The 16,962-nt window shown below is 58.5% G+C and carries 13 protein-coding genes; 6 read left to right on the top strand and 7 right to left on the bottom strand.

The window, feature by feature from the left end:
- Positions 1–2: 2 nt before the first annotated feature.
- Genes gspM through gorA form a run of 3 tightly spaced genes read left to right on the top strand, consistent with a single transcriptional unit; the run spans position 3 to position 2,607 of the window.
- The gene (gspM, locus tag BM254_RS16300) at positions 3–533 is read left to right on the top strand and encodes a type II secretion system protein GspM (protein WP_092006233.1); all 531 of its coding nucleotides are present in this window, start codon (positions 3–5) and stop codon (positions 531–533) included.
- 14 nt (positions 534–547) lie between these two features.
- The gene (locus tag BM254_RS16295; protein ID WP_092006230.1) at positions 548–1,219 is read left to right on the top strand and encodes a GNAT family N-acetyltransferase; all 672 of its coding nucleotides are present in this window, start codon (positions 548–550) and stop codon (positions 1,217–1,219) included.
- Positions 1,220–1,245: 26 nt separating this feature from the next.
- Entirely contained in the window at positions 1,246–2,607 is a 1,362-nt protein-coding gene (gene gorA, locus BM254_RS16290; protein WP_092006227.1) for a glutathione-disulfide reductase, read from the top strand.
- A 39-nt stretch (positions 2,608–2,646) separates the two neighbouring features.
- On the opposite strand, the gene BM254_RS16285 is transcribed toward gorA, so the two are convergent.
- The 3 genes from BM254_RS16285 to BM254_RS16275 are packed head-to-tail and all read right to left on the bottom strand — an operon-like array spanning position 2,647 to position 7,636.
- Positions 2,647–4,605, bottom strand: coding sequence for an ATP-binding protein (locus BM254_RS16285; protein WP_092006225.1), 1,959 nt, complete (start codon positions 4,603–4,605; stop codon positions 2,647–2,649).
- Positions 4,602–5,576: an ABC transporter substrate-binding protein gene (locus BM254_RS16280; protein ID WP_245777463.1), complete on the bottom strand. Its 975-nt coding sequence runs from the start codon at positions 5,574–5,576 to the stop codon at positions 4,602–4,604. The genes BM254_RS16285 and BM254_RS16280 overlap by 4 nt, the downstream gene beginning before the upstream one ends.
- 35 nt (positions 5,577–5,611) lie before the next feature.
- Entirely contained in the window at positions 5,612–7,636 is a 2,025-nt protein-coding gene (locus BM254_RS16275; RefSeq protein WP_245777462.1) for a TonB-dependent receptor plug domain-containing protein, read from the bottom strand.
- 259 nt (positions 7,637–7,895) lie between these two features.
- Here BM254_RS16275 and BM254_RS16270 point away from each other — a divergent pair, with 259 nt between their 5' ends.
- Entirely contained in the window at positions 7,896–8,567 is a 672-nt protein-coding gene (locus BM254_RS16270; protein WP_092006219.1) for a J domain-containing protein, read from the top strand.
- Here BM254_RS16270 and BM254_RS16265 read toward each other — a convergent pair.
- From BM254_RS16265 to BM254_RS16250, 4 genes are all read right to left on the bottom strand, one after another.
- Positions 8,538–9,548, bottom strand: coding sequence for a bile acid:sodium symporter family protein (locus tag BM254_RS16265; protein ID WP_092006216.1), 1,011 nt, complete (start codon positions 9,546–9,548; stop codon positions 8,538–8,540). The genes BM254_RS16270 and BM254_RS16265 overlap by 30 nt on opposite strands.
- Positions 9,545–10,228, bottom strand: coding sequence for a FadR/GntR family transcriptional regulator (locus BM254_RS16260; protein WP_092006213.1), 684 nt, complete (start codon positions 10,226–10,228; stop codon positions 9,545–9,547). The genes BM254_RS16265 and BM254_RS16260 overlap by 4 nt, the downstream gene beginning before the upstream one ends.
- Before the next feature lie 87 nt (positions 10,229–10,315).
- A complete protein-coding gene (locus BM254_RS16255; RefSeq protein WP_092006210.1) occupies positions 10,316–11,794 on the bottom strand; it encodes a flavin-containing monooxygenase in 1,479 nt (492 codons plus the stop codon).
- 107 nt (positions 11,795–11,901) lie between these two features.
- The gene (locus BM254_RS16250; RefSeq protein WP_092006207.1) at positions 11,902–12,801 is read right to left on the bottom strand and encodes a LysR family transcriptional regulator; all 900 of its coding nucleotides are present in this window, start codon (positions 12,799–12,801) and stop codon (positions 11,902–11,904) included.
- 115 nt (positions 12,802–12,916) lie between these two features.
- On the opposite strand from BM254_RS16250, the gene BM254_RS16245 reads away from it, so the two are divergent.
- Together BM254_RS16245 and BM254_RS16240 are read left to right on the top strand one after the other, a co-directional pair.
- The gene (locus BM254_RS16245) at positions 12,917–14,533 is read left to right on the top strand and encodes an NADH-quinone oxidoreductase subunit L (RefSeq protein WP_092006204.1); all 1,617 of its coding nucleotides are present in this window, start codon (positions 12,917–12,919) and stop codon (positions 14,531–14,533) included.
- On the top strand, positions 14,530–16,959 hold the full coding sequence (locus BM254_RS16240; RefSeq protein WP_092006201.1) for a YbcC family protein: 2,430 nt from the start codon (positions 14,530–14,532) through the stop codon (positions 16,957–16,959). The genes BM254_RS16245 and BM254_RS16240 overlap by 4 nt, the downstream gene beginning before the upstream one ends.
- Positions 16,960–16,962 lie beyond the last annotated feature (3 nt).

Here is a 16,962-nt window from a genome sequence, read left to right as displayed (position 1 = left end):
GAATGTTGGAACGCTTGAAGGAACAGCCTGCCGTCGCCAAGCTGGTTGCGCAGTACGATCAGTTGCCCCGCCGTGACCAGCAGGCATTGAGTTTGCTGGCGATCGCCATACTGGTGGGAATTCTCTATTTCGCCGTGTGGCAGCCGGTAGCTGGCTTCCATGACCGCTCTCTCAGCGCTCGCGATAACGCGGCGGACCTGCTGGGGTGGATACAGGCCAACGAACCGGTCATCCAGGGATTGGCGGGAACTTCGTCGTCCACCTCCTCCGCAGCTGTAGACAAGCCGGATGACGGCCGAGCTCTGATGGCCCTGGTAACCAGTTCCGCCCGCGAGGCAGGCCTGGCATTGCAGCGTTTTGAACCCAGTGGCGATGAGGCAATCCGTGTCTGGCTGGACGGCGTACCCTACGCCGACGTTGCCTCCTGGCTGGAGCGGCTCAACACAGAAAACGGCGTGGTTATCGACCAGGCTGCCATGGACCGGGGCAACGACCCGGGTAAGGTTTCAGTTCGTTTGACACTGACTATCTGAAAAAGGGGAAGGCGATGACTGACGGCAAAGACAATAATAACAATCCTGAGCCGGTAATTGTGCGTCTCGACGACACCGCCCGGAACGAAGCGCAATCCATTCTTTACCACGCCTACCGGAATGAACCGACGTTCCAGTACCTGTTCGATCACCGGCGGCCGGGCTACGACCAGCGTGTCCGCGCCACGGTACGGGAATTGATCGACCTTTACTTTGAGTATAATCAGGACGCTATTGGCGTAATGGTGGATAATACGCTGGTGGCGGTGGCTTTCGTTGGGGAACCTGAACTGAGGATGAACCTGGCCGAACAGTTGAGCTGGCGCATCCGCATGGTGTTGACCACCGGTTTTGCCTCCACCCGCCGTTACCTCGATTATCACGAGAAAATACGAAACATGCTGCCCCAGCCACAGGCGCATCAACTGCCGTTGATGGGGGTGGATCCGAAATACCAGAATCGTGGCTATGGCCGCTTACTGCTAAAGACGGTTGAACGGCTTTGTAGCGAAAATCCCCGGGGCAGCGGCCTGGTCCTGGATACCGGGAACAGCCGCTATCTGCCATTTTACGAATCCGAAGGGTTCAGGAGCCTGGGCAAGATTCGTCTGGGCGACTATGAGGACCACGTGCTGTTCCGGGAACTGAAACCGGAAAGCAAAGCAGCAGCCTCTGGACCCGGTTGAAGTCATTTTCATCAACAGGAGAAACTGTGTCTGACAGTCTGGATTATGATCTGATCGTTATCGGCGCCGGTTCCGGCGGTGTCCGCCTGGCCCGGATGTCCGCCCAGCGAGGGGCGAGGGTAGCTGTCGTTGAGTCGCGATATCTCGGCGGAACCTGTGTAAACGTCGGCTGTGTCCCGAAGAAACTGTTCGTCTACGGCGCGCACGTTCACGATGAGCTGGAAGACGCAGCTGGTTATGGCTGGAACGTTCCCTTGGGTGACGTCAGTTTCGACTGGTCCACGCTGGTGGCCAACAAGAATGCCGAGATTGAACGACTCAACGGTATCTACGGGCGCCTTCTCGAGAACGCCGGGGTAACGATTATCCAGGGCACCGCGACCCTCCAGGATGCCAACACCGTGCAGGTTGGCTATACCTCCTACACTGCCAAACACATCACCGTTGCCACCGGAAGCTGGCCGGTTGTTCCCGATGTACCCGGCAAAGAGCACATCCTGACTTCGAACGAAATGTTCTACCTGCCGCAGCTGCCGAAGCATGCGGTGGTCTGGGGTGGCGGCTACATCGCGGTGGAGTTTGCCGGCATCCTGGCCGGCCTGGGTGTAGAGACCACCTTGCTCTACCGGGGAGAGCTGTTCCTGCGCGGCTTTGATGACGATATTCGTCATTTCACTGAACAGGAGATGCGCAAGAAAGGCGTCAACCTGCGTTTTGGTACCACCATCGAGGCTGTCGAATCCAACGATACGCACTACCAGGTCAAGCTAAGCACGGGCGAAACCCTGGATACCGGGCTGGTCATGGCGGCAACCGGGCGTAGGGCGCTGGTTGACGGTCTTGGTCTGACAGACCTGGGGGTGGAGCTCAGTGCCTCGGGGCATATCGTAGTGGATGACACTTTCCAGACTGCGGTTCCTTCGATCACGGCGCTTGGCGATGTGATTGGTACTCCGCAGTTGACTCCGGTGGCCCTGGCGCAGGCTATGGTGCTGTCCCGTCGTCTGTTCGGGGACGGGCAGGGCGAGATGGATTACACCGCCATCCCAACAGCGGTTTTCTGTCAGCCGAATATCGGAACAGTCGGCCTCACTGAATTCGAGGCCCGGGATAAAGGTCACAAGCTGCGGATCTACCGTTCCGAGTTCCGTCCCATGAAATACACCCTGAGTGGCCGCGACGAACGGTGCCTCATGAAACTGGTTGTTGACGACGACTCCGACAAGGTGCTCGGTGCTCACATGGTGGGTCCGGATGCCGGTGAGATCATTCAGGGTCTGGCGGTTGCCATCAAGGCAGGGGCGACCAAGGCCGAGTTTGATTCCACCATGGGAATTCACCCGACCTCTGCAGAGGAATTCGTCACCATGAGGGAACCTGTCGCCTGACAGTCCGGGCCAGCTACACGTGATGGCTGGCCCTTCCTCTCATTCCTCCCGTATGACCGTCCAGCGGCCAAGGACTTCCTGGAGATTCTCCTTCCGGACTGGTTTGGCCAGGAAATCATTCATTCCACTGCCAAGACAGATGGATTCGGTCGCCGGCAATACGTCCGCCGTCAGCGCAATGATTGGAATACCCTGTTGGCCATTGCTGCGTTCCCATTCCCGGATACGACGGGTTGCCTCGTAGCCATCCATGACCGGCATCTGGCAGTCCATCAGGATCAGGTCATAGCCGGTATGATTGCGTTGGACGATATTCACCGCTTCTTCGCCGTTTGCCGCCGTGTCCGTGCGGAATCCCAGACGAGTCAGCATCGCTGAAGCCACCCGCTGGTTTACCGGATTGTCTTCCACCACCAGAGCATGGGGTAGCCCGTCGTCCTCACTTCGGGCAGGGAGTGTTCTCCTGGTGGGGGCGGAGATGACCGTCGGGCCCAGTTCAAACGGCAGCTCAAAGCGGAAGCTGGAGCCCTGGCCAAGATCGCTCTCCACCTGGATGTGGCCACCCATCAGCTCCACCAGACGCTGGACCAGTGAAAGGCCGAGGCCGGTGCCGCCATAACGACGGGTGTTGCCGGAATCCAGCTGTTCGAAGGAATTGAAAATGTCGTGCATGCGCTCGGCGGGCATGCCAGCGCCTGAATCGTTCACCGCACAGTTGAGCACAATGCTGTTTTCCTCCAGCGGAAAACAGCCCGCCTGGACAGTGATGGCGCCTTCGGCGGTAAACTTGATGGCATTATCCAGCAGCCCGGCGATAATTTGCCGCATTCTGCCCGCATCACCAATGACCAATGCGTTCTCCGGCCAGTCGCCATAGAAATCGACGCTGAGGGAAAGACCGTGCTGCTCGGCCTGGTGACGGTAGGAGGCCGTGCAGTTATTGATGACATTACGGAGGTCAAACTCACGGTTTTCCAACCGTATTTCTCCGCCATCCATTTGTGCGTAGTCAAGGATGTCGTTGATGACGGTCAGCAAGTCTTCGGTCGATTGCCGGGCCGTTTTCAAATAATCCCGCTGCCGGCATGTCAGTGGTTCTTCTTCAATGAGGTCGACCATCCCCAGAACCCCGTTAAGTGGGGTGCGAAGTTCGTGACTCATGGTCGCAAGAAACTCGGATTTTGCCTGGTTGGCTGCTACCGCCCTCTCGCGGGCCGACTCTGATGCTGACAACACCTGATCATGTTTTGCCTTGAGGTTTGCCAGGTGTTCAGCAAGTTTATTAAGTTTATGTTCTATCAGGTTGATATCTCGCGAACTTCCAGACGTTCTCGAAACAGCTTTCGCGTAATCGCGGTTGATCAGACGGTCGATTCGCTCCGACAAGCCCTGAATGGGCGAGAGAATATTGCCGAGGAAATGCCTCACCACCAGGACTGTAAACAGCAGCAGTGAGGAACCAACGGCAATGGAGGTCCACAGGATTTCCTGTTGTCTTGCCTGCAGGGCAAGGGTGCTGACGCCGACCTCAATGGTGCCGACCCTCAGTGCCCCCGAATCAAATCCGAACTCTGGTGCAAACCACTCGTTGGCGTCATTGGCCCCGATTTTCAGTGGCAACTGCAGGATCTCCGCCTCGAAGGTCAGGTAGTTGTGACCGGCCCCTTCGGTCCGGGGTTCGCTGGAGGCCCGAGCCATTCCGATTTCGTCTCCCATGACATCCGTTACACGGACCCAGGCTGCGTTACTGTATTTCAGGGACTGGGAAAGAATCTGTTCCAGCGCCACGCTGTTACCGGAAACAACGGGATATTCCAGCGCGGGAGCAAGGCTATCCGCCAGCATCTGTCCTCCCGCTATCAGGTCCTTTCGGGCGTCCTCAAGCCTGGCCGAGGTGAAAAAGACCATCAGCACAATGAACATAACCACGGCGGGCAGGGCACCCAGAAGCAACAGCTTGCGGGACAGAGAAATCCTGGTGGTCGTGGGCCTGTTCATTCTTCAGAACCCTCAAATTGCGCCCGTGCCTGATCAAGCTCCTGTTCCAGGGTTTCCTTGTCAGGTAATGGAATGTTCAGGGATCGTGCCACCTGACTGTTAATCTCCACGCTGTATTGATCGGGGTAGTCCGGAACCGGAAACTCCCCTTTGGCAAAATAGTGGTGCAGCTTATCTGCAGCGGCCTCCGCCATGCCGGGAAAAGGCGCGTAACCGGATGCCAGTGAGCCTGCTTTGACATAGGCCTGGCTCGGGCCAATGACAATCCGGCTGCGGCGGTAGGTGGTCAGCAGGATGTGTTTGATGGTGCTGGGGTTGTAGATACGGTCATCGGGACCGGCGAGCAGGAAATCGCCGTAGCTTAATGCCCTGACCAGGGTCGGAATAAGATCCTGCTGCGTATCAACGATGAAAACCCTTGGTTGCAGGCCCATGGCAGGTAATTTATCGACCACCGGCTCATAAAGCCCGGCCGTCTCGGTACTGGCAATGATGGCTACCTTGGTTGCCTGGGGCAGCACCGCCTTTCCGATCAATGCCTGCAGTTCCAGGGGCACATCGTAATAAACCGCTGAGATCTGGCCGGGGTTACGTGCCGCATAATCCTTTATGAAAGACCGTTCTACCAGCATGGCCAGGATCGGGGCGCGGCGGTTGGCCTGGCGCACCCTGGAAAAGGCCGAGGGGCCGATGGTTACGATCGGGGCATCATCCGGCGTCGCGGTCTGGCCATTGGTCAGTGGCCGGAGGGCGGCTTCATCTCCCAACGCATCCCCCAGCAGCCGGGTCATGTGCTGGTCCAGGGCGGGATTGCCGGAACTTGCGATATAGACGGTGTTGACGGCCAGATCCTGTGCCTGGGCAACGGTCGACAAGAAAACCGTGAGAAGTGCAAAAAGAAACATCACCGGCGGCCAGGTAACCGCAGCACGATCATGGTGACTTGTCTGGAACAAACTCGCTCGCTTCATACCATCCCGGGTAAAACGCTGTCCCTGATTATCGTTCAGAAGCGGATCCCCGCTTCAATGAAAAACTGGTTATGATCCTCAATCCGGTTGTCCGGACTCATCCATGCCTCTGGATTCAGATAGTGTTGCATCGTGAGCGCCAGCACGTAACTGTAGTCTGGCGCGTCCACCCGTTTGGCGAGCCGGAAATCCGCACGCTCAAAACGGGTATTCCTGACCTCGTTCGTCCAGTAATAGGCCACCGAGGAAGTCAGGTCCATCGGGAATTCCTGGATCCAGGCCAGACTGCCGGAATGCTGGGCGGATAACCGTCCCAACAAATCAACAGTGTATTGTTGATCGCTTTGAGACAGACCCGTTGGATCACCAGTGTACCGGCCATCCTGGTCGAGATAACCGTAGGTAGCCCGTAACATCGTACCCGGAAACTCCAGTGAGGTTTCAATTTCAAATCCCTCCTGGTCCAGGTCAACATTGTTATCTATGGTCCATTCCTCTTCGTTGATAACGCCGCTGATCATGTCGTCCAGTTCATCATTGAAATAGCGGACTTCCATGGAAAACAGCGCATTATCCAAATGAAACTGGCCGAAATAGCTGATCTCGCGGGACGTTATCCATTCCTCGTCCAGGTCCTCACCCAGGGTTGAGGTTTGGGGATCGACCAGATCCTCGATCAGAAACCTTACCCCTTCAAGCGCCGTAAATGGCGGCCGGACATTGGCTGGACGGTAAGACCAGTCAGGATCCTGCTCAAACGCATCCGGTGTTCGCACGGCTCGGGAGTACACAAACCTAAGCGCATGGTTGTCATTGAAGATGAAGTTCGTGGCGGCCCGGGGAGAGAAATAGCCTTCACGGGTCGTCGTGGTTTTCTCGTAGTTCCCGCCGGCGTTGAATGTTACCCACCGCGCCGGAGAGTATTCCACGTTGGCGAATACCCGGCTCTGGTAGTTGTTGCCCCGTCCATTGAAGAAAGTTTCCGAATTGAAGGTATCCTTGCGATAACCAAGTCCTGATACCAGCTTCAGGTCCGGATTGACCAGCAGCGTATCCTGCAGTTCGAATTCCTGTCGGGACTCTTCAATGTCCTCGTTCAGGTCAGCGATGAAGAAGGTATCCGGGTCGCTCGGAAAAGGACTGTCCGGTGGCAGAAGCGAAGAAAACACATCTCCTGGAATAGCAATGGTCCAGCGCTGCCTCCTTTTCTGATTCTGGTAACTGGCCTGAAGGTGATAGAAATGGTTTCGGGATGTAGCGCCATTGAATCGGACCTGCAGGTAGTAGTCGTCCATCAGAATATCCGGATTGGTCACTGCCCCCAGTTTTCCGGATTTATCCTTGTCTTCTTCATTGACACCCTCCAGCGCACCTGCCCGGAAATCAACGGAGTGTCGATTATCGATTTTCACGATGCTGTCGAAGTTGAAATTGTTAGTGTCATGGCCGTCATGGAACGGCACCGCCTCGCCGCCCTCCAGCTGAGAGTCGAAGCCATTGGATTTGCGTTTTTCGTAGGACAGTCGCCAGCTACCGTCTGGATTGGCATCACCGACTGAGGTGAACGTTCTCAGGTAACCTCTTGAACCGGATGCCGCGTAGGCTTCAACACCGGCCGTGTCGTCGGGTGACCGCGTGATGATATTAACGGTACCTAGAAAGGCGTTGATGCCATAGGCGGCAGAGTTGGGGCCCCGGCTCACCTCGATGCGTTCGATATTCTCCAGCGCCACCGGCATGGCTAACCAGTCCACATCAGCGAGACTCGCGCGGTATGCTGTACGCCCGTCAATCAGAACCTGAAGCCGGCGCTGTTCATACTGGGATGTGCCGTGGTACGTTGCCACAGGATTGGTACTGCCCCGGTCGCCCACGACCATTCCGGGCACCAGTCTAAGCGCTTCCACCAGGTTCATGATCCCCAGGTCGCGAATCATGTCACCGGTAAGGATGGTGGTGGTGCCCGGTACCTTGAGCTTGGATTGCCTCAGCCGGGTAGTGGTCAGCACTTCAGGAAGTTCGGAGAGTTCGCTGTCAAGCGCGAAGATTTCTGACGACATCAAGGGGTCGGAAACCTGGGCGTGGGCCGGCAAACATGCAGCGGAGAGCAGCATCAGAGCGTAACGAAATGACCGGCGGCGCGGCAGGTTTATGAAACTTAACTGCAATCTAGTCGAAACACTCATGAATCACGTTCTATAATCTGCCGGTCTCAGGGGGTTTAACACGGTATTCTTCTTGTTTTACCTATCGTAGGGGACTACACACGGTTTGTCTCTCAATATTGTAATCAATCTCGGGGCTGGGAGTTACGGCTATATGAATTGCTGGGAAATCCTTGGAATCGAACCAACCAGTGACCGTCAGCGAATACAGCAGGCGTATGAACAGCAGCTGAAATTTGCGTCCGCGGATGAGGCCGAAGCGCTCCGCAGAGCGTTTCAGGAGGCCAGCGGTGAGTCGGCACCGGAGTCTGCAGCCGTCGTTACGTCGGAGCCGGGTTATAGCTCTGTTCAAGAGGAAGACCGTGGGGATGCCGTTGAGGCGGCTCCTGTCAGGGAAAGGCCCCTGGACGCGGAGGAAAGCCAGATCGTCCGGGAGGTGGTCATCCAGATCAAGGCCTTGCTGAATGATTCCCAGCGGAGCAAGGATGTGGGTATCTGGAAGGCTATCCTGTGCGAGCCGCCTGCCGACAAGCCGGCGTTGCGCCGCGAAATTGCCGTTCAGCTGGAGCCGCAGCTTCGGCCGATGGCGGAAAACGGCAGCCTGGCAGCCCCGGTCACCCGTTTTCTGGGCGAGTGGTTCGACTGGTACAGCCTGCAGGACGTACCGGAGGAGCCGGTTGATGACCGGAACTTCCCGGAACCCGGGATGGCCGAGGATCAGCCGGAACAGCCGCCACAAATGGTCAATTTCTGGCCGGCTGTCATCGGCTGGATTGTCGGACTGGTGATTCTGGCGTCAATTTTCGGCGGTATGGGCGGGGGATGATTCCCTCGCCTGTTCAATTTTCTCGCGATATTTCTGGGCCAGAATGGCCCCGACAATCACCTGGATCTGGTTGTAGCACATAATCGGCAACACGATCATGCCGAAGCCCGGGTGACCGGAAAACAACACCTTGGCCATAGGCAGCCCCGATGCCAGGCTTTTCTTTGATCCGCAGAACACAACGGCAGTCTCATCCTCCAGGCTGAAGCCGAACCGCCGTACCAGGAACCGCGCCATCACCATAAAGAAGCCCAGAAGTGCAAAGCACAGGGCGACGGCAAAGACGATGGCCTGCAACGGCAGGTTCTGCCAGAGCCCGCTTACCACGGAATGGGAAAACGCGGAGTACACGATCAGCCAGATCACGCATTGATCGTAGCGCGCCATGAGTTTCTCGTTCCGGGCCAGGTAACCTCCCAGCCAGGGTCGCATGGCATGGCCCACTGCAAACGGCAGCAACAGCTGCATCACAATATCCTTCAGCGCCTCGGCCACCGAGAACCCTCCCGCACCGGACGTACTGACCAGCAGCAATAACAGGAACGGTGTCAGCATCATGCCGAATACATTCGAGGCTGCCGCACTGCAGATCGCCGCCGGTACGTTGCCCTTCGCCATCGCTGTGTAGGCAATGGAAGAAGAGACCGCCGAGGGCAGAACCCCCAGATAAAGGAAGCCAAGCCCAAGGTCCCGGGGCATCCACGTGGGGATAATGTCCGACAGCGCGTTGATAGGCAGAACGGCCAGCGGGAAGAATACAAAGGTGAGGGCCGTTATCAGGATGTGCAGGCGCCAGTGGGTCGCGCCGGCAATGATCTGCTCCCGGGATAGCGCCGCGCCGTGGAAAAAGAACAGGAGAGCCACGGCTACGGTGCCGGCCGTTGCCAGCCAGTCCGCAGCAGTGCCGGTGGCAGGAAGGAAAGAGGCAAGAACAATGGCCCCCAGCAACAGCAGGGTAAAGGTATCAATGCGCAACTTCATGAAATGTCAGCTCCCGGATTGAGGGCGTCAAGACTTGGTTGGAGCAGTTCCCGGGCCAGTTGTCCGGCCTTCTGGGCTTCACCGCGACGAATGGCGGCCAGCAGCAGTTCGTGGTCTTCCTGGGATGGTTCCGGCAGGTCGGCATCCATCTCTGTGCGCTCGATGGTCTGGCTCACGCCGTGGGAGAAATAATCGTAGAGTTCGAGCAGGGCAGGGTTGTGGGAGGCCATGACCACGGCATGGTGAAACCGCTCATCGTGCCTGATGCGTTCCTCAAGGTTGTTCGCGGAGCGCGCGCGGGCATCAAGGGCATCGGTCATGCGCTTGAGATCGTCCTCCGTTCGCCTCAGTGAGGCCAGCTTGGCGGCCTCGGATTCGAGCATGATGCGGACCTCCAGCTGGTCGGCCAGCTCGGTGCGGGCAATGCGCCGCAGCGTTTCGCCGGCATCCCGGGTGGCGCGCACATAGGTACCGTCACCCTGACGGGTTTCCAGCATACCCACGTGTACAAGAACACGGACCGCCTCCCGCACGGTGTTACGGCTTACGCCAAGGGATTCGGACAGCTCCGACTCGACCGGGAGCTTGTCTCCAAGAGCCCAGTCTCCCTTCTCGATGGCCTGCCTGAGGCTTTCGATAGCGGTTTCCACCAGGGAACCTTTCCGGATCTTTTCCAGCATCAGATGATCATCCTTCTAACAGATGAACCAATCATCCTATGAATGTGCCGAAAATTCAACGGCAGCGGAACTGCCGTTGAAGGAAAGTCAGTTGGCGGGGTTCAGGAACTGGTAGTCGGCGGTCTCTACGTGCCGGGTGGCAAACCGGTAAGTGAAGGTAAAGCCTGGCCAGTTCACGGTGTTCTTGCCATTCTCATCCAGGTACCAGGAGGTACAGCCGGTATCCCAGACGGTTCCCTCCAGCCCGGTCTGAACCACCTGGGAGAAACGCTCCTGGCGATCCTCGCGCACATCCATGGCCGCTCCCGGGTACTTGTCCAGTGCCTTCAGGCAATCGAGAACGTAGTGGAACTGGGATTCGAGCATGTAAAGAATGGAGTTGTGGGCCAGGTTGGTGTTGGGCCCGTAGAGCATGAACATGTTGGGAAAACCGCTGACGGTGATGCCCTTGAAGGCAACCGCGCCGTCTTCCCAGGCCTGGTTCAGGTTCCTGCCGTTGCGCCCGGTAATGGTGATCGGTGACAGGAATTCGGATGCCCGGAAACCGGTCGCCAGTATGATGGCATCGGCCGGGTAGTGAGAGCCGTCGGCGGTGACCACACCGTCCGGTGCGACCTCGCGGATGGCGTCGGTAACCAGGTTCACGTTGGACTGGTTGATGGCCGGGTACCAGTCGTTGGAGATCAGGATACGCTTACAGCCGATCTGATAATCCGGGATGATCTTCCGGAGTTTTTCCGGGTCAGTAACCCGTTTTTGTGCTTCCTTCCGCGCCTGTCGGGCAAAGATCTCCAGCAGTCCATTGAAACGGGTGAACGCGAGCGCCCGGGTTTCGTTCTTCCAGTAGATCAGGTACCGATAGAGCCGGTCCCAGACCGGCAGTTTGCTGAACAGCCACTGCTCCCAGGGCTTGAACGGGCGATCCGGCTTGGGCAGGACCCAGGCGGCGCTGCGCTGGAAGAGGTTGAGGGTGTTCGCCTGTTTGGCGACTTCGGGCACAAACTGGATGGCGCTCGCACCGGTGCCGATCACGGCGACCTTCTTGCCGGTCAGATCGTAATCGTGATCCCAGCGGGCGGAATGGAACATCCGACCCTGGAACTGGTCCAGGCCTTCGATATTGGGCCAGGCCGGCTGGTTCAGTTGGCCGGTCGCGGTAATGAGTATTCGGGAGGTGAGCGTTTCCCCGGAGGTCAGGGTCACGTTCCAGCGGTTCAGCCGCTGATCAAATTCCGCTTCTGCAACCTCCGAGTTGAAGCGGATGTGCTCGCCAAGCCCGTATTTTTCAACGCAGTGCTCCATATAACCCAGGATTTCACTCTGCAGGCCGAATTTGCGGGACCAGTCGTGCTTGGGCTCAAAGGAGTAGGAATAGAAATGGGACTGGACGTCACAGGCGGCGCCGGGATAGGTGTTATCGCGCCAGGTGCCGCCCACGCGGCCCGCTTTTTCCAGCAGGATAATGTTGTGGTAGCCCGCTCTCTTGAGCTGAATCGCCATCCCCAATCCGCCAAAACCGGTACCGATGATAAGTATGGACGGGGACTCGGTGTTTGCTCTTTGCATGATTCTCGCTGCCCGGATGTTGTTATTTTCATGGACTCGTTCCGAGTATACGGCGACAGACGAAAGGAATGTATGACTTATTCGCACATCGGCGCTAGTCAGAATTCTCAACCGGGCAGGGAGGTTAGCAGCTCATCTGCAGGTTGAGTCAGCAGTTCCGACACCAGCGACTGCTGGAACTGACGGCGGATGCTGATCGCATAGAACTCCTCGTAAACACCGGGAAGGGCCCCGTAATCCCGCAATACCCCGGCACGCAGTTCATCCCTGACCACAACCGGCGGTAACACCGCAAAGTTGCGGGTATCACGGGTAAGCAGTCGCATCATGGCCATGTCATCCACTTCCGCGATGATGTTCGGGTAGATGCCGTGGTATTCGCAGATCTGGTCGAAGGCCTGGCGGATATGGTTGTCCGGTCCTGGCACGATCAGGTTCCTGCCGTGCAGGAATTTGGGCAGATCAGGCATGCTGTTATCACTCGGCGGGCCGATGACACTCACGGGTTGCCGGGCAAGGCGCCTTGAACGCCAGGGATTCTGCTCATCGCCCTGGACCGGCTGATTGGAGAGAATCAGGTCCAGCCGGTGGGCAGACAGACGCCTGAGGAGATCATCGAGGCTGCCGCTCTGAAGCTTCAGTTCCAGATCCTTCCGCCCCAGCAGCGGCCTCAGAAATCCCTCCTGAAAGTTCCGGGACAGTGTGGCAACCGCGCCCACCTTGAGAATCTCCCGGTTGGTCTGGCTGCCGGAGCGGAACAATGCCGCCAGTTCCTCTCCCTGCCGGAAAATGTCTTCTGCATAGTTGAAGGCAACCCGTCCTGCCTCTGACAGCCTGAGCCGGCGTCCCTCACGGATAAAAAGGTCATGGCCGAGGCTCTCCTCCAGCTTCCGGATCTGCCCGGACAGGGCCGATTGGGAAATATGCAGCGATTCCGCGGCCTTGGTCAGATGACCGACACGGGCCACGGTCCAGAAATAGTAGAGGTGGTGGTAGTTCAGTCGCATTCGAGCTGTCCCGGATTGAACGTTCTGTTTAAGTGAACGGTTTGATATTTATAAACCATTTTTATCGATGCTGCACTCCCGGCAAAGTATGCGTACGCGATGAAGGGAGTTAAGCATGAACGAGAGCTTCAGTTTTTTATCCATTCCGGTGCTGATCGGCTGGCTTTTGCTGCCAATCAGTTTCTTTGCCGTTGCCGTTTTCAGTAACTGGACACGTAACCCTCTCAAACTCCGCCATTGCTGGCGCATTTCCGAGGGCCTCCTGTTGGCCACGTTGGCAATTACGGGCATCGTAGGTGTGCTGTTGTTGCTGGATGCCTGGCTGATTGACACCGGGCTGCCGGAGCAGGGTGCCCGCCTTGGCCTGTACCCGGATGCATTGGCGGTCTGGATGGGTGTGATGGTGGCGTTCATCGGATGGGTGATTCTCAGGTACGCCCGTGATTATCTGGCTGGCGATCCGGCGCGGGAGACATTCCTGCCCTGGTTCCTGACAACGCTGGCCTGTGTGCTCCTGCTGGTGTTTACCGACCACATGCTGGTGCTGGCAGGCGCCTGGATCGGTGTCAGCCTGGCGCTGCATCAGTTACTGACTCTGTACGGGGACCGGCCGGAGGCGCGGCTCGCCGCTGCCCAGAAATTCATTGCCAGCAGGCTTGGTGATGTGTGTGTTATCACCAGTGTCCTGTTGCTCTGGAGCCATTACGGAACGTTCCGACTGCCCGAGATGATCGAAGGAGGTGCGGTTGTAGGCCAGTCTTCCGCAACACTGACGCTTGCCTCGGTACTTCTGGCGGTGGCTGCCATCCTGAAATGTGCCCAGATTCCCTTCCACGGCTGGCTGCTGCGGGTTATGGAAGCTCCCACACCGGTTTCTGCCTTGTTGCATGCCGGTGTCATCAACCTGGGTGGATTCCTGTGGCTGCGGCTGTTCCCGGTGTTTGAGGGATTCACCGCCGGCCATGCCCTGTTGCTGGTGGTGGGCGGGGGCACAGCCCTGATTGCGGTGCTCACCATGATGACCCAGACCTCCGTCAAGCACGCCCTGGCCTGGTCCACCATTTCCCAGATGGGCTTCATGCTGTTCGAAATCGCGCTCGGAGCCTATGTGCTGGCGCTGTTGCACCTGCTCGCGCACTCCCTTTACAAGGCACATTCCTTCCTGGCGTCGGGACGGACGGTCAAGGTCTCCGCTATCTCGTTCCACTCCGGCTCAGCAACGGGCGGCAACATCATGCTGGCCGGTGCCGGTGCGGCACTCGCCACCCTGATCCTCTGGCTCTGGCCTGATCTGGTTGAGGGCAAATCGGTGCTTGCCGGCCTGTTGGTCCTCGCGGTTACCAGCGTGATCATGGGCATTCCAAACGGTGCCAGCGCCAAAACACGGGCGCTGGTCATGACCATGGCCCTCATGCTGGTGCCGCTTTACGGTGCACTGCATGCCGTCCTTGGTGGTGCCTTCGGAGCGCACGAAGCGATGGTGCCGCCCCTTGAGGCTTCCATTGTTGCCTGGGGAATCCTGATTGCGCTGGCACTGCTCTCTGCGCTGATCCTGGTTGCCAGCCGGTCCAGGGCGGTCCGTGTTCTTCAGGCTCGATTCAGCCAGGGGCTGCGTCTGGAACAGCCTTTTGAGCAGATCACCCGCAAGCTTGCCAGTGATGCGCTGAACGTTCCGCACAAAACTCGCGACCACCTGTCCGGTTATCCCGCTACTGCAGGAGAAAGATCATGACCGCTAAACTCGCCGTTGCCCTGGCGGCCCCCGAAAAAGAGGTAACCGCCTTGCTGTCGGGAATCTGCCAGACGATTGCACCGATCTGGCCGCTGGACCGCTGGATCGCCGTGAATCCCTGGTGGGGATTGCGTGACCTGCCCATGATCGGCGCAGCCCGCAAACTGCAGCGCAATGCAGGCATAGGTGTGCTGATGCCCGCCGAGTTCTACCTGAACGCCCTGGAAAGCGGTCGGATCCGGGAGGAGGACCTTCTGGAGGCTATTTCGGAGCGGGAGCTGGAGGTGTCGGTCGATGCCGTCATTGGTGCCCTGAAACGCAGCCCCGGTGGCAACCGGCAGGTGTTTTCCGCGCTGGAACATTTTCCGCCGCCGGATTCCCGGCCGTCCCCGGCCGCGGAGGTCAGGGAACAGATTGGCCGTGTCTGCGCACGATTTTTTGACCAGAGGCAGTCCCGGTGGCGCTCTGAGGATGACTCCGGAAGTCTGTTCGCATTCTGGCTGGATCAGACCCGCATCGATCCCTGGCCCGGCAAGGGAACGGAGCTTGGAGTTACTCGCGAGGCGCTCGCGGGACTCCCGACAGATTGGCGTCAGGCGGCCGGACGGATCATCGAAGGCCTGCCCTATACCGAGGGTGAACTTGAGGCTCTGGGCCACAGCCTGCTTTGCGGTCTGCCGGGATGGGCTTCCTGGTGCCGGGGTGTTGACTGGCGCGCGGGATTGGAGGGCCGTGGCTCGGACGCCTGCGCCGAACTCCTGACGATTCTTCTCGCCTGGGAGTGGCTTGCGATCGATCGCCTGCCGGTGAAACGCAAGGCAGCATGGCAGCGCAGCCGGGGAGCCTGGACGGACACCGCAAGCGATTCACCGGTGCCTGATCTTCAGGAAATGAGCCCCTGGATTTTCCAGCGGGCATTCGAACTTGCGTGGACCCGGAGCCTGGAGGACCGGCTGATCAAGGCCGCGTCTCACCGCGAGAAGGACAAGGTAACGCCACCGGCCATTCAGGCGGCGTTCTGTATTGACGTTCGTTCCGAGGTGTTCCGGCGCCATCTGGAAGCAGGACGACCGGGAATCCAGACCATCGGCTTTGCCGGATTCTTCGGCGTTCCTGTGACCCATCAACAGCCCGGGCCCAGGGAAGATGAGCCGCGTCTTCCGGGTCTGCTGGCACCCAGTTACCGGTTCAATGAATCCACCGGCAACCTGACGGAAGACATGGATCTGAACCGTCGCCTGGACCAACGGGAGATGACCAGGGAGTCAGTCCGGAAGGGCAAGTATTCCAGTCTCTCCACTTTTACCCTGGTGGAAACCACCGGGCTTGCCTGGGCATGGAAACTGATCCGTGACAGCCTGAACCGGAATTCCGCTTCGGTTGCTGGAGAAGACGGCCTCGGGGAAGGGCGCCTGTGCCATGTGCACGGAGGTGATCCGGTCCGGGATGAGGAAAGGGTCGCGATTGCCGAGAACCTGTTGCGGGGCATGTCCCTCACCGGCAACTTTGGCAGCCTTCTGCTACTGGTTGGCCACGGAACCCATACCGACAACAACCCCAACGAGGCCGGACTGGCCTGTGGTGCCTGCGGTGGCAAGAATGGAGGTGTCAACGCGAGGATCGCCGCCGAGCTGCTCAACGACCGGATTGTTCGCGAGGGGCTGGCAGAGCGGGGCATCCGCATTCCGGATTACTGCTGGGCGTTGGCGGCGGAGCATTGCACGGTCACCGACAAGGTCAGGATCATCGGCCGTGACCGGGTGCCGGACTCCCACCTGATCCGGCTTGAGGAGCTGGAGCGGGCCCTGGCAGAGGCTGGCCACGAGACCCGCCGTGAGCGGGCCACCAGTCTGGGCCTCAACGGAACCACGGATGAACAGCTCGAGCAGGAGCTGAGCAGACGAACCAACAACTGGGCGGAAATCCGGCCGGAATGGGGCCTGGCCAACAATGCGGCAATTATCTTCGCCAAACGCCAGCGCAGCCGCGGTGCCAATCTTGGTGGTCGCTGCTTCCTGCACGACTACGACCCGGCTCAGGATGAGGACGGTAGAATCCTGGAAGCACTGATGACCGCCCCGATGGTGGTGGCAAACTGGATCAACCTCCAGTACTTCGCCTCCGTCACCGCGCCTACGGTCTACGGTGCCGGCAACAAACTGCTGCATTCCGTGGTGGGAGGCAATCTCGGAGTAATCGAAGGTAATGGCACAGATCTGCGGATCGGCCTGCCGATCCAGTCGGTCCACGACGGCCGCCTCTGGAGACACGAACCCATGCGTCTGACGGTAGTCATAGACGCGCCGGAAGCCCGTATCCGGGCGGTACTGGAAAAGCATCCGGACGTGGCAGCGCTGGTGAACAACCAGTGGTTATGGTTGTACCAGTTGGGCAGTGGGGGAGAGTTGATTCCCTGGAAAGGGTGAAGT

The sequence above is a fragment of the Marinobacter pelagius genome (genome assembly GCF_900114925.1).
Classification (GTDB): domain Bacteria; phylum Pseudomonadota; class Gammaproteobacteria; order Pseudomonadales; family Oleiphilaceae; genus Marinobacter; species Marinobacter pelagius.
Note: the sequence above shows the minus strand (reverse complement) of the source record. Positions and strands in the feature narration are given on the sequence as shown.

Excerpts from the sequence above, each read along its gene's own strand:
- gspM (WP_092006233.1), top strand. The coding sequence starts at position 3 with ATGTTGGAACGCTTGAAGGAACAGCCTGCCGTCGCCAAGCTGGTTGCG.
- BM254_RS16295 (WP_092006230.1), top strand. The coding sequence starts at position 548 with ATGACTGACGGCAAAGACAATAATAACAATCCTGAGCCGGTAATTGTG.
- BM254_RS16285 (WP_092006225.1), bottom strand. The coding sequence starts at position 4,605 with ATGAACAGGCCCACGACCACCAGGATTTCTCTGTCCCGCAAGCTGTTG.
- BM254_RS16280 (WP_245777463.1), bottom strand. The coding sequence starts at position 5,576 with ATGAAGCGAGCGAGTTTGTTCCAGACAAGTCACCATGATCGTGCTGCG.
- BM254_RS16275 (WP_245777462.1), bottom strand. The coding sequence starts at position 7,636 with ATGTCGTCAGAAATCTTCGCGCTTGACAGCGAACTCTCCGAACTTCCT.
- BM254_RS16270 (WP_092006219.1), top strand. The coding sequence starts at position 7,896 with ATGAATTGCTGGGAAATCCTTGGAATCGAACCAACCAGTGACCGTCAG.
- BM254_RS16265 (WP_092006216.1), bottom strand. The coding sequence starts at position 9,548 with ATGAAGTTGCGCATTGATACCTTTACCCTGCTGTTGCTGGGGGCCATT.
- BM254_RS16260 (WP_092006213.1), bottom strand. The coding sequence starts at position 10,228 with ATGCTGGAAAAGATCCGGAAAGGTTCCCTGGTGGAAACCGCTATCGAA.
- BM254_RS16255 (WP_092006210.1), bottom strand. The coding sequence starts at position 11,794 with ATGCAAAGAGCAAACACCGAGTCCCCGTCCATACTTATCATCGGTACC.
- BM254_RS16250 (WP_092006207.1), bottom strand. The coding sequence starts at position 12,801 with ATGCGACTGAACTACCACCACCTCTACTATTTCTGGACCGTGGCCCGT.
- BM254_RS16245 (WP_092006204.1), top strand. The coding sequence starts at position 12,917 with ATGAACGAGAGCTTCAGTTTTTTATCCATTCCGGTGCTGATCGGCTGG.
- BM254_RS16240 (WP_092006201.1), top strand. The coding sequence starts at position 14,530 with ATGACCGCTAAACTCGCCGTTGCCCTGGCGGCCCCCGAAAAAGAGGTA.